The following is a 12673-nucleotide window of genomic DNA, read 5'->3' as shown; positions in this document are numbered from 1 at the left end:
GGTCTCGTTATTCTGTGGCTATGCTTGACTGACCGTCGCATCGGAAGACATCCATGCCCTCTAGCGCAGCCCTGCTCAGTCGCCCGCGCCAACTGCTGATCCTTGGGGTGCTCGGCCTTTGCGGCTGTGTGCGTCTGGGGCCGGATTTCCAGGCGCCGGGCGAAGCATGGAGCCGGCAATGGCGCAGCCCGGCCCTGGAACAGGCCAGCCGGCGCGAACAGAGTCCGGACCTGCGTGAGTGGTGGCAGGTGTTCAACGACCCGTTGCTGGATCGCCTGATTGCCGCTGCGGACGCGGGTAACGCAGACCTGAAAGTCGCCGGGCTGCGGGTCATGGAAGCCCGGGCGCGGCTGGGGATTGCCGAAAGCGGGCGTTACCCGCAGCTGCAGCAAGCCAGTGCCGACAGCCTGTACTTCAACCGCCGGCAATCCGGCGGCAGCAATCCGCAGGACAGCCACTTCTGGCAGCACAGCGTGGGTTTCGATGTGGGCTGGGAGCTGGATTTCTGGGGGCGCTTCAGCCGCGCCATCGAGTCGGCCGACGCCAGCTATTTCGCCGCGCGTGCCAACTACGAAGACGTGCTGGTGCTGCTGCACGCGCAAGTGGCGGACACCTATTTTGCCTTGCGCACCACCGAGGCGCGGTTGCGGGTGGCAAAGCAGAATGCCCGGCAGCAACAGCGTAATTTCGAGATCACCGAGAAGCTGTTCAACAGCGGGCAGAACGCTGAGCTGGATCTGCAGCAGGCCCGGACTCAATACCTGGGCACCCTGAGCACCATCCCCAGTCTTGAGGACCAGCTGCAACGCACCCGCAATGCCCTGGCCGTACTGATCGGCCAGCCACCCGGCGGCGTTCCGCAGTTGGCGGCGAGTGACGGGCTGATTCCGCTGGTGGATCGGGCGGTGCTGCAGGATGTGCCCGCCAGCCTGCTGCTGCGTCGCCCCGACGTGCGAGCTGCCGAGCTCAATGTCGCTGCGCAGTCGGCGCTGATCGGCGTGGCCGAAAGCGATTTTTATCCCTCGTTGACCTTGCTTGGCAGCATCGTCTGGTCCGCTGATTCACTGGATGGCACCCCGCGCAGCCTGGACCTGATAGGGGGGCCGAGCCTGCGCTGGAATCTGTTCGACCATGGCCAGATCAGCAACAACGTGCGAGTGCAGGATGCGCGGTTGCAACAGTTGATCGAAGTCTATCGCGACAAGGTTCGCCAGGCGGCACGGGAAGCCGATGATGCCGCTGGCGGCTTGATCAAATCCCTTGAGCGCGAGCGCATCCTGGGCGAGGCTGAAGTGGCCGCCAAGCGCTCGCTGGTGCTGGCCAGCGCGCAGTACCGCGAAGGTTACTCGGACTTCCAGCGAGTGCTGGATGCGCAGCGGGCGCTGCTGGAGCAACAGGACAACTACCTGGTGGCCCGCAGCAATGCCGTGAGCAATGTCATTGCCCTGTACAAAGCCTTGGGTGGCGGCTGGTCCAGCGCCCAGCCAATGCTCGATCCCGCCACTCGCCGGCAGATGCAAGCGCGCACCGACTGGGGCGATCTGCTGGACGAGCCTGCAGTTGCCCAGCCTGCCTTTCCCCAGCCCGACGAGGTCAAAACACCATGAGCGACACTGTCCCGCCCTCGTCTGAAACACCGCCGGCGCCAGCACCTGCACCCTCTCCAGATCCGAGCCGCAAGGGCCTCAAGTGGGTGTTGCTGTTGATTGTCCTGAGCCTGGCCTGGTACCTGCTGGCGGATCGCTTCACGCCGTATACGCAACAGGCGCGGGTAGGGGCCTTCGTAATTCCGGTGGCGGCGGAAGTGGCAGGGCGGGTGATTCGGGTCAACGTGCGGAACAATCAGGATGTGAAGGCCGGCGAGGTGCTGTTCGAGGTCGATCCCCAGCCGTACCAGATTGCCGTGGATCGGGCGCGAGCCGATCTTGAGTCGACCCGGCGCCAGATCGGTGCCGGCACTGCCGGCATTGCTGCCGCGCAGGCCAACCTGAGGGCGGCCCAGGCCAACGAACTCAAGGCGCGCCAGGACAATCAGCGCCTTGAAGGCTTGTATCGGGACGATCCGGGGACCATCTCGGTGCGCTTGCTGGAAGTCTCCCGGGCCAATCGCGAACAGGCCCTGAGCCAGGTCGCCGCAGCCCGCGCCGAAGTCCAGCGGGCACGGGAACAGGAGGGCGGCAGCGAGGAGGACAACGCGACCCTGCGCAGTGCCGCCACGGCGTTATCAAAAGCCGAACTGGATCTGGCCAATACCCGGGTGCGCGCGCGATCCTCCGGGTTGATCACGGACCTGCGCACCGATGCCGGCCAGTTTGCCGCTGCCGGAGGTCCGGTGATGACCCTGATTGCGATCCACGATGTGTGGGTCAGTGCCGACATGACCGAGAATAATCTGGGCCTGGTCCAAATCGATACGCCGGTGGCGATCGTGTTGGATGCGCTGCCGGGGGAGGTGTTCGAGGGGCGCGTGCGCAGCGTGGGTTACGGGGTCAGCGTCGGTCAGGCGCCCGCGCCCGGAACCCTGCCCAGTGTGCAGAACAGCCGCGACTGGTTGCGCCCGGCGCAGCGCTTCCCGGTGATTATCGAATTCTCCTCCGAAGCCAAGGAGCACTTGCGCGACAGTCGCGGGATCCGCGCCGGCGGGCAGGCTGAAGTCATGGCTTTTCCCCGCGAGGGCAATCCGCTGAACCCACTCGGTCGCTTGTTTTTGGGCTTCATGAGCTGGCTGTCGTATGTCTACTGACACCACGATCAGGGCCCGGCGCGCGTTGCGCCTGGCCACGGGCACTGCGCTGTGCCTGGCGGCGAGTTTCGGCCTGGGCTTGCCGATTCCTTTCGTGGCGCCGGTGCTGGCGGTGTTGTTGCTGGCGACGCTGAATCGGCCCCTGCCATTCAAGGCAGCACTGGTCCTGGCGCTGGCGGCGCTGCTGACGACCGGCATCGGTCTGTTGTTGATTCCGGTCCTGCGGTACTACCCGCTCAGCGGCGTGTTGTTGATTGGCCTCTGTCTGTTCCTGGTATTGCGCTTCGGCCTGCGCGGTGGCAATGCGCTTATCGTCACGTTCCTGGTCATCGGCCTGACCATGATTTCGTCAGCCGGGGTGGCCGATTTCGGCCTGGCGGCGACGGTCATCGAGGCACTGGTCAAGGGCCTGCTGCTCGCAGTGCTGGCCGTGGCATGCAGTCACTGGCTGTTTGCCGAACCGGCGGATGCTCCGCCATCGCCCAATCCCCCAGGCTTGCCGCCTGCCGAGACCGCACGGGTGGCGCTGCGAGCCACCCTGATCGTCCTGCCGACCTTCCTGCTGGCATTGATCGACCCGGCCAGTTACCTGCCGATCATTCTCAAGGCGGTCAGCCTGGGTCAGCAAAGCTCGACCAGCCACACTCACAACGTCGGTCGGGAGCTGGTCGGCTCGACCCTGCTGGGCGGTTTGCTGGCGATCCTGTTGTGGTGTGCACTGAGCCTGTTTGTGCACCTGTGGATGTTTTTCCTGTGGATGCTGCTGTTCGGCCTGGTGCTGGCGCGCAAGCTCTACCGGCTCAGCCCAACGGGTTTAAGCCCGGGGTTCTGGCTCAACAGCCTGATCACGATGATCATCCTGTTGGGCCAGTCAGTGCAGGACAGCGCAGCGGGCAAGGACGTCTACACTGCCTTTGCCATACGCATGGGATTGTTTATCGCCGTGACGCTGTACGCATGCCTGATGGTCAATCTGCTCGAGCAACGCCGAGCACTCCCCGCCGCCCCAATTCTCGCTCCCCACCCAGCCCCCCAACCCACTCCCCACCCCGTAGGAGCTGTCGAGTGAAACGAGGCTGCGATCTTTTAAAACCAAGCGGACACCAGCCCCCAACATGTCGCCCCAATTCCCACAGGCATTTTCCCTACAACGCAGGCGTACGCGGCGGGATCAGGCGCTTGGACCCGGTGGACTCGAACGCACTGGCCAGGCGCAGCAACGATGAATCGTCATAGGCACGACCGGCAAAGGTCAGGCCCACCGGCATGCCAATGTCCGGCATCACGCCCATCGGGACCGTCACCGTAGGGACGCCCAAGTGGCGGATGGCGAGGTTGCCATTGGCGACCCAGACGCCGTTGCTCCAGGCGATGTCCGCAGAACGGGGATCGACATCGGCATTCGCTGGTGCCACGTCGGCAACTGTCGGAAACAGCACCGCGTCCAGGCCCAGGCGATCCATCCAGTCTTCGAGATCGATGCGCCGGGTCTGTTCCAGTCCGCGCAGGCCGTCAGGCACCGTGGGGATCTGGTCCCACGGCGTGATGCCGCGTTCGGCCATGCGCACATACTCGTCCATGCCCGCAACCAGGTCGCCTTCGCGGTTGGGCAGGGTGCCTGGGTCGTGGGGAAAGATCAGCGGGCCGTCGACGTCGACCAGCCGGTTGAGCTTTGGATCCCCGTTGGCCTGCAGGAAATCATCGAACGCCCAGGCCGTCAGGTCCCAGAGTTCGTGGTGCAGAAACGCCTTCGACACCAGGCCCCGAGTGAAGACCGTCGGTGCTCCGGGGCGATCACCCTCGCAATTGGACACCAGCGGGAAATCCACTTCGATCACTTGCGCGCCCGCTGCTTCCAGCGCCTGACGCGCCTGTTGCCAAAGCCCGATCACCGAATCCCGGGTGATGATGCGCTGGCCTGTCGGCCCGCCAATGCCCGGCGCTTCTGCCGTGCCAGCCTCGGGGTCGGCATTGATATACATGCGCGGTACGCCCAGGCGTTTCCCGGCCAGGGCCTCAGCCTTCGCGGCCAGCGCTGGGTAGCTCGCCGGACGCACCGAGGCCACGCTCGGAATCGGTACCCAGGGCTGCATGCGCCACAGGTCGCCGCGGGTGTCGGGATCTTCCGCGACCACCACATCGAGCACTTCGAGCAGATCCGCCATGGTCCGGGCGAAGGGCACGACCACGTCCATGGTCGGCGTCAGGGGCCAGTTGCCGCGCACCGAAATCACCCCGCGCGAAGGCGTATAGGCACACAAACCGTTGTTCGATGCCGGCCCACGGCCACTCGACCAGGTTTCTTCCGCCAGCCCGAACGCGGCGAAACTGGCCGCCGTTGCCGTACCCGCGCCATTGGACGAACCGGAAGCAAAGGGCGCAGTGAGGTAATCGGCGTTGTACGGGCTCTCCGCACGGCCATAAACCCCGCGTTGCATACCGCCATTGGCCATGGGCGGCATATTCGTCTTGCCCAGGCAGATCGCACCCGCACCACGCAGGCGCTCGATGGTGAACGCATCACGGTAAGCCACCAGGTCGACGAAGGCCGGGCTGCCGGAGGCGGCCGTCAGCCCCTTGACCAGATAACTGTCCTTGGCGGTGTAGGGAATGCCATCGAGCGGGCCGAGGGTCTGGCCCTTGGCGCGGCGCTCATCGGATGCCTGCGCTTCGGCGAGGGCTTCAGGGTTGCGCACCACCACTGCGTTCAGCGCTGTCGGCGTGTCGCGCCCGTCGTAGGCATCGACCCTGGCGAGATAAGCCTGGACCAGTTCAACGGCGGTGGTCTGGCCCGACTCGAGCGCCGCCCGCAGCTGCGCAATGGAAACCTCAGTGACCTCGATCATGCGGTTACCCCCGACATTGTTTGAATGATGTGCTGGGGTGAACCAATACGCTGGGTCCGGGGGGCATCACACTTCTCAACTTGGATATTCATATGACTCTCGTTGCACTGCATTCGCGACAGGGCCTGAGCTTATCGGTCGAGTGCCTATTTTGCACCAGAGTGGGCGCGCCGCCGGCAAAAAAAGTACCGAAGCCTCAACCCTCGCGGCCATGCGCAGCGGCGGCCAGCTGTCCGGTATCGACCCGCACGAACACCGAATCGCCCACCGCTGTCAGCACGCCATCGGCATACACCTCGCAGATCACCCGGGTCTTGCGGCCAACGTCACCTTCGACTTTGGCGCGCAGGGTCAGCGGCACACCCATGGGCGTCGGCTTGATGAATTTGATGCCCAGGTTGCCGGTGACGCAGTCGATGCGCGGCAGGCTATCGGCTGTGCGGGTTTCGGCGCGGTAGTGATAGGCCATGGCGGTCCAGTTCGAATGGCAGTCCACCAGCATGGCGATCAGTCCGCCGTAAACCAGGTCGGGCCAACCGCAGTAACGGGCATCGGGCAGGTGCTCGGCCATGACATGGATGCCGTCTTCGTGCCAGAAGCTCTTGATATGCAAACCATGGGGATTCTTGCCGCCACAGCCATAGCAGACGCCTTCTGGCGCGGCGCAGTCTTGCAGGGAAGTGTCGAGCATGGGAGGTTCCTCTTTTTATTCCGGGAATCTGCCAAGCCTATAAGAATTACCTGGCCTGTGGGAGCCTGGCTTGCCGGCAATGACGCCCCTGAGATCGCCATCGCCGGCAAACGAGCGCCTGCAAAATGCGCTGCCTTACGGTTTCACGACCACCGCCCCGCCCGGTAGCCCGACGCTGGTCACCGCCCCATAGGACACCCGCGGCACACCTCGCATCCGCTGCTCCAGCAACCGCGTGAGCGACTCCTCGGGATTCAGGTAAGCGTCGCCGAAATCCGCGCCGATCTGGTTCGGGTGGGCGACGATTTCCAATACTCCGTCGGTCGGCATGGCTGCGTTACGCAGGTCCACAGGCGTGCACACATAATCGGCAGTAGCGCCGGCCAATTGCTGGAGACGGGCGTTGAGCAAGCGCTTGAATACGCGCTTGGGCAGGTTGAGGTTTTCCCCCAGGTTGCGCGCCAGACGCACCGGCACGCCCTGGCGGGCGGCGAAGCGTGCGACGATTTCGCCGATCGGCCAGATGTTGTGCACGTGTTGATGGGAATCCAGATGGCTGGGTCGCACGTCGTTGTCCAGGCAGCGTTGCCATTGCGCTTCAAGCTCCTCCAGAACCGCTTGGCGATCTTCGCGGCTGAGCCAGAGGCGATGGCGGGGCAGGTTGAGGTCGAATACCCCGGCGTTGTCGCAGAAGTGTGGGCGCGAAAGAATGCCCAGGCTCAACGGCTGGCCGTAGGTGAGGTTGAAGTGCAGGCCGATGCGCCCGGTCAGCAGCGGATGCCGGGCCATGACGCATGCGGCTTCGAAGGCCGGCATGTTGGCCATGGCCGTGGCGGAGCTGATCACGCCCGCCTGGAATGCACCGAAAATCACGGCGTTTTCGTTTGGGCTGAGCCCGAAATCATCAGCGTTGACTATGACTTGACGTGGCATGTTTGCCCTCCAGTATGGCGGTGTTCCTGGTTTTGCCCTGCTTGGCAGCGGGGGCAGGCGTGGCCACGGCGGCTTCCACTGGTTGCCCCGCTGCCGGTTTTACGGCCTTGGCCGCACGCCGCGCTTTCCATTGTTGCAACCGCGGCTTGAGCGCCTGCCATACCCGCAACGCCAGCCCCAGGGCGATACCGCTGGGTCGCCAGGAATAGAAGCTCCAGCGCCAGTGCTCCAGTTGCCCGGTCATGCGCTCGTGCAGTTGATGACTGGAATTTTCCAGGCTGACGCGCGAGGCATCGATCCAGCGCCAGTTGTCGTCCAGGCCCCAGCGAATCCACTCTTCGAGCAAGACGCGGCCGCTGCCCAGGTCGGCGTATTGCGGCAGGAATGCCAGGTTGTAATCGTACAGCCGACCCTGTTCGAGCAGCCCGAGGCGGTAACTGATGCAGCGCCCGTCCAACTCAAGGATTACTACCCGCACCAGCCCCTGGGCGGCGAGGGCGGTGAAGGCTTGATTCATCCATTGGCGGTGGCGCTCATCGGCAAAAATCCCCACCCCTTCGTCACCTTTCCAGCTTACCGCCTCGACTTCACTGATGGCCTGCAGCAACGGACCCATGGTCGACGCATCCGGGGTGATGCGCCGCACTTGTGCACCACAGGCAGCGATGCGTTTGCGTGCGCGGCGCAGTTTGTAGCGCGGGTCGCCGGAAATTTCCTGGTGGTCGGCCTCGCTGATCTGGTGCACGGGCACGCGACAACTCAGGCGCCGTTCACCGGTAGAGCTGCGCGCCATCCAGTGGGTCAGGGCGCTTTCCTCGCCGGCGGCAGCGCAAAACTCGTTCAATTGCAGCAAGGCGTGGGGCAGTTTGCGGCGAACCTGCGCCAATGCCTGGCGCACGTCCCCGGCGTCCAGGCGGGCAAGCAGCGCCAGGCGATCGGCCAGGGGGTAGCCCAGGTGGTGCAGCACCCGGAAAGGCAACCCGCCGAAACGCTCCACCGATGCCACCAAGGGCAGGCACAACTGCAGCTCATCGCCTCGCCAGGCCAGCAGCACATGCACCTGGCATCCGACGGCCAGGGCCTGTTCCGACGCGCACATCCAGGCCAGCGTGTTGAACGGAGTGTGCTCCGCGACCCGCAGGCGCAACGCTTCATAAGCCGCTGCGGGGAAGTCGGGTGTACACAGCGAAGTACGCCATTCAAATCGTGCTGTCATAGGTTCAGGTCGGTCCGTGGCGTTCATGAGGCGCTCCAGCGCAGGGCGAACAAGGTTTCCCCAGGCAGCTCGAAGCTGATGCGGCCGCCCTGGCATTTGAAAGGTGCTTCGCGGCTGCGATTGTCCGCGCCGAAGTAATGCAATGTGCCGTTGTTCAGCGGGCAGGCCGTGCCCTCCAGGCTGACCAGCTGGATGCGCGCGCCTTTGTTGACCCCGAACAGACTGCGTTGATGGTCGCTGGCCATGGCCAGCACATCCACTTCGAAGGCGTCGTTCTCCAGGCGCATCACGTCGTGCAGCCAGTGCTGCTGCATGAACTGCTGGGCATACCCCACCGGTTTGAGCTCGTAGTGCTCTTCGTCGAGCATGCGCAGCATGCCTTTGCGATGGTCAGATTCGTCGGCGGCCTGGAACCAGCCGAGCATGTCGAGCAAGCCATCCTGGGATGAATTGATCGCTACCGAGGCCCACCACAGTGAAGCGTAATGGGTCTCCTGGTCGTACGGGCTGAGGCTGCTCCCGCTGGACATGTTGGTTTGGTCCAGCAGCAAGGCCTTGCGTGGGCGACCTTGGGCATCGAGGCCGACCAGTTCGGCAGCGCGCCGCACGCTGTCGCGATAGACCCGGGTCGCCAGCAGGTCGCGCACCATCCATTCGTGCCAGGCCAGCGCGTCGATGCTGTCCCCGGATTCGGCGAGCAGGCGCCGGGCCCAGTCGATGCCACGCCGGTCTTCGGCGTTTTCGATGAACGGACCGTTGATGAACCGCGAGCTCGCTGGCATCACAATGCGCACCCCGGCCTTGGCATTGGCCGGGTCGCTGCGTACCTGGCGGGCCATGCTGGTGAAGATCGCCTGATAGCTCGCGTAGTCGCGGTAGTTGAGGTTTGGCTCGTCGGCGAAGCCGATGTAGTGCGTGCCTTTGCCGCCGAGGGCGCGAGTGGCGGCCAGCCAGGCATCGAGCCCGGCGGTGCTGTTGGCATCGAGGCGCAGGTCGGCCACTCGGTACCGCCCGGCCAGCAGGGTCAGGTTCTGCGTGATGCCGAAGCGCTCCTGGAACAGGCGACGGAATTTGTCTTCGTAATGCGGCCGGGTCGCCATGATATCGACCAGGCTGTAATGGGTCGCGGCCGTGGCCTTGAGCGCATCGAACAAGGCAAAAGTCGATGGCGGTGGCAACGCGTAGGGCATGGCGATGCCCAGGTTCGGGGTCTTGCCGATCACTCCCGGGTGCAGGTTCAGGCGGGTCTTGCCGAAGTCTTCGCGCACGGGTTTGAGTTGCTGTGGGGTCTGGGCAAACAGGTTGGCCGTGCCATCGAGCCAGAACGCCACTTTGCCACTGCCGCGCAAACGCAGGCGCCAGACCTGGTCAGCGGCGGCCACCGGCAACTCGATCTTGTCGAACTGCCAATACGCCGGGTAGGGCTTGAGGGCCAGCGACAGCTGCTTGCCGTCATCCAGCCGTTGCGCCTGCAAGGCCTCCACGCCGCCGTGGAACTTGCCGGCCAGTACTGCGTGCTCGCCGGCCGCGACCTTGAAGTACAACTCCTCGTTGTCCCCGGGTTCGGCGCTGAAATGCACCTTGGCCGGGGCAAACAGCGCGACCGTGCGCTCGTCGTGCTCCACCGTGTACCGGCGGAAGCTGTAGCCTGGAATTTCCAGGCGGTAACTGGCCGCGCTCGGTGCCAGCGGCCAGCTTTGTCTGCCACTGGTTTCACTCGCGGCTATCTTGCGTTCGGCCTGCAATTTGCCCTGGCCATCGATCAGGTACAGCTGTTCTTCATTGGCTTGTGCCTGCCAGGCCGGCGTCCAGCGCACGGTCAGCGTGTCGGGGCTATCGGGTTGCAGGTACAGGCTGCCGTCGCGAATTTGCGCCCAGCGCATAGGGGCGGCTTCGACGCTCAGACACAAACTGGTGAGCAGTAACAGCCACTTCATGCTGACTTCCGTTGCAGCATTTGCAGCATGGGCGCCACGTCGCTGGGCAGGATGATCAGGGTTTGCCAGACAGGCACCCGGCTCAAGTGGCAGTACAGCAGCAGCAGTGCCACAGTCACCGCCAGGTAGGCAATTGAAGAAGCCGCTGCCGCACCGACGATGCCATAGGCGGGGATCAGTATGAGGTTCAGCGGCAGGCTGAGCAGGGCGCTGAAACCCATCAGCAGGGAAATCGCGCCGGGACGGTTCTTGCCCAGCAGGTCCAGGCGCAGGATGCTCATGTAACACAGGCCCAGCAGGCCCGGCAGCAGTGCCAGGAGGGCCGGGTAGGCCGGTTGATAGGCAACCCCGAACAGGGTAATGATCAGCCATTCACCGATCAGCGCCATGGACAGGCACGCACCGATCATCACCGTGGCGGTGAGGCGCAATGCCAGGGGCGTGAGTTTCTCAATGCCCTTTTCCTGCTGTAGCAGGTTCTTCATCAGCGGAGTGGTCACGGCTTCGGGAACGATCAGCAGCAATTCGGCAGCCGCGCTGGCCATCGCGTAATGGCCCAGGGCCGTGGTACCCAACATGGCGCCGATGAACAGATAGTCGGAGCGCAGGATCACCTGCTGGAATAACAGGTCGGGATGGCTGCGGGCGCTGTAGCGCAGCAGTTCTTTCTGGCTGGCCCGATCCCACTGCAAGATCACCGGCTGGGCTCGCTTGAGCCACATCCAGCCGGTCAGCACCACCATGCTGAGCCCGGCCAACCAACTGATCAACGCGGCTTCCAGTGCCGCGTTTTTCCACATCCAGAACAGGGCGAGAAACAGCAGCAGCGGCGCCACCGATTCGATCAGGCGCAAGACGTTGAACGCCATCACGTTGCCCGAGGCGTTGTGCAGCGTCAACAGGCCACTCTTGAGTACCGTCAGCGGCACCGCCAACAACAATAACCAGGCGAGCAAACCCAGTTGCAGGGTGATGTCCAGTTCGCTGCCAAACTCCCGCGTCAGCGCCACTACCACCACCGTCAGCAACCCGGCGAGCAAGCAGCCGTACACCAATACCTGACTCAGCAACAGACCCATGGGCCGATGCTGCGCTGCCTGGAAGCCGACGGCCGAATTGAGCCCGCCACTGGTGGCGGCGCTGATCAGTTCGGGCAGGGTACTGAGCAGGGCAAACAGACCACGCTCGCTTGGCCCCAGAATCCGCGCCAGCAAGACGTTGCGCAGCAGGCGCACGGCGATCATCGCCAGCTTGGTGCCCATGCTCACGGCCAGGTTTTTCAGGTACGTGTTGCGACTCATGCGCGGGCTCCGCGGCAGATGCGCCAGGACAACAACTGCGGATTGCGCGCCACCCGTTGGCTGACGCCGAACCTGGGCAGTGCCAGCGGATCCGAGTGGCCACGGTAAATCCCGGTAGCGGTGCCCAGGGCAAACGGGAAATCATGGTCGGCGACCTGACGCCGCACCCGCGCATCGTTGTCACCATTGGGGTAGCAGTAGACTGGCAACGGCCGTTGGCAGCCGTTGTGCAGCGCATCGCGGCTACGGCGGATTTCCTCCGCCAGGGTACGATCGTCGAGCCCCGTGAGGATCGCATGGCTGGCACCGTGCGGACCGAAACGCACCAGCCCGGAATTTTCCATCTCACGCACCTGCTGCCAGTCCAGTGCCTGGGGCATGGATTCGGCCGGACACTCGTCGGTGAGGCGGCTGAGCGCCTGGGGCGGCAGGGTTTTCAGGCTCTGCAGAAAGCGCAGCAGCGCCAGGCTGCGGCGTTGCTCGTTGGCATCGTGCAGCAGCGCCGGCAGTGGCCGGCCGGCCTGTTGCAGGGATTCGATCAGGTGTATCCGCGCTTCCTCGCCATGAGTGCCCCAGAGCGTTTCGCCAAGGCTTTCCCACCAGAACCGCTGGCGGCTGCCGATGAAATCGCTGGAGAGAAAAATACTCGCCGGCACTTGATGCTTGAGCAATACCGGGAAGGCATGCAGGGCGTTGTCGCGCCAGCCGTCGTCAAATGTCAGGCTCACTCTTGGCCGCTTCGTCGGGCTTTGGGTGGGTTGCAGGATGTCCATCAGCGGCACGCAGTCGAAGTGCCTGCTCAGCCAGCCCAGAAAGTGGTCGAACGCCTGGGTTCCGATGCACAGTTCGTTGCGATGGGGGAGGTCGGCGGCGTTGTCATCGGGCAGCACCCGATGCAGCATCAGGATCACCCCGGCGCCTTGCAGTTGATTGCGCCCCACTGACGAGTTCAGGTACAGCCATCCGCTGGTCTGTTTGAACAATTGCATAATCCCCATGGTTCCAT

General features: G+C 64.1%; 10 protein-coding genes. 3 read left to right on the top strand and 7 right to left on the bottom strand.

What is annotated here, in order from left to right:
* Positions 1 to 53 precede the first annotated feature (53 nt).
* From EQV97_RS13255 to EQV97_RS13245, 3 genes are read left to right on the top strand one after another with little or no spacing between them, the layout of a single operon-like run.
* On the top strand, positions 54 to 1607 hold the full coding sequence (locus EQV97_RS13255; protein ID WP_240889050.1) for a TolC family protein: 1554 nt from the start codon (positions 54 to 56) through the stop codon (positions 1605 to 1607).
* Entirely contained in the window at positions 1604 to 2743 is a 1140-nt protein-coding gene (locus EQV97_RS13250) for an HlyD family secretion protein (protein WP_240889049.1), read from the top strand. Before EQV97_RS13255 ends, EQV97_RS13250 begins: the two co-directional genes overlap by 4 nt.
* Positions 2733 to 3812, top strand: a complete 1080-nt coding sequence (locus tag EQV97_RS13245; protein ID WP_240889048.1) for a DUF2955 domain-containing protein — start codon at positions 2733 to 2735, stop codon at positions 3810 to 3812. The genes EQV97_RS13250 and EQV97_RS13245 overlap by 11 nt, the downstream gene beginning before the upstream one ends.
* 76 nt (positions 3813 to 3888) lie before the next feature.
* Here the strand turns inward: EQV97_RS13245 and EQV97_RS13240 are convergent, their stop codons facing one another.
* From EQV97_RS13240 to EQV97_RS13210, 7 genes are all read right to left on the bottom strand, one after another.
* Positions 3889 to 5589, bottom strand: a complete 1701-nt coding sequence (locus EQV97_RS13240) for an amidase (RefSeq protein WP_240889047.1) — start codon at positions 5587 to 5589, stop codon at positions 3889 to 3891.
* A 196-nt stretch (positions 5590 to 5785) separates the two neighbouring features.
* The gene (locus tag EQV97_RS13235; protein WP_122839192.1) at positions 5786 to 6280 is read right to left on the bottom strand and encodes a PaaI family thioesterase; all 495 of its coding nucleotides are present in this window, start codon (positions 6278 to 6280) and stop codon (positions 5786 to 5788) included.
* 135 nt (positions 6281 to 6415) lie between these two features.
* The gene (locus tag EQV97_RS13230; protein ID WP_122839402.1) at positions 6416 to 7213 is read right to left on the bottom strand and encodes a ChbG/HpnK family deacetylase; all 798 of its coding nucleotides are present in this window, start codon (positions 7211 to 7213) and stop codon (positions 6416 to 6418) included.
* Complete coding sequence (locus EQV97_RS13225; protein WP_240889183.1) at positions 7185 to 8429, bottom strand: GNAT family N-acetyltransferase; 1245 nt, start codon at positions 8427 to 8429, stop codon at positions 7185 to 7187. Before EQV97_RS13225 ends, EQV97_RS13230 begins: the two co-directional genes overlap by 29 nt.
* 23 nt (positions 8430 to 8452) lie before the next feature.
* A complete protein-coding gene (locus tag EQV97_RS13220) occupies positions 8453 to 10366 on the bottom strand; it encodes a hypothetical protein (RefSeq protein WP_240889046.1) in 1914 nt (637 codons plus the stop codon).
* The gene (locus EQV97_RS13215) at positions 10363 to 11667 is read right to left on the bottom strand and encodes an oligosaccharide flippase family protein (RefSeq protein ID WP_122839190.1); all 1305 of its coding nucleotides are present in this window, start codon (positions 11665 to 11667) and stop codon (positions 10363 to 10365) included. The genes EQV97_RS13220 and EQV97_RS13215 overlap by 4 nt, the downstream gene beginning before the upstream one ends.
* Positions 11664 to 12665: a polysaccharide deacetylase family protein gene (locus tag EQV97_RS13210; protein WP_240889045.1), complete on the bottom strand. Its 1002-nt coding sequence runs from the start codon at positions 12663 to 12665 to the stop codon at positions 11664 to 11666. The genes EQV97_RS13215 and EQV97_RS13210 overlap by 4 nt, the downstream gene beginning before the upstream one ends.
* Between the last annotated feature and the right edge of the window lie 8 nt (positions 12666 to 12673).

The sequence above is a fragment of the Pseudomonas sp. TMW22090 genome (genome assembly GCF_022496665.1).
Classification (GTDB): Bacteria; Pseudomonadota; Gammaproteobacteria; order Pseudomonadales; family Pseudomonadaceae; genus Aquipseudomonas; species Aquipseudomonas gregormendelii.
The sequence above is the reverse complement of the archived record's forward strand: the minus strand, read 5'-3'. Positions and strand labels throughout refer to the sequence as shown.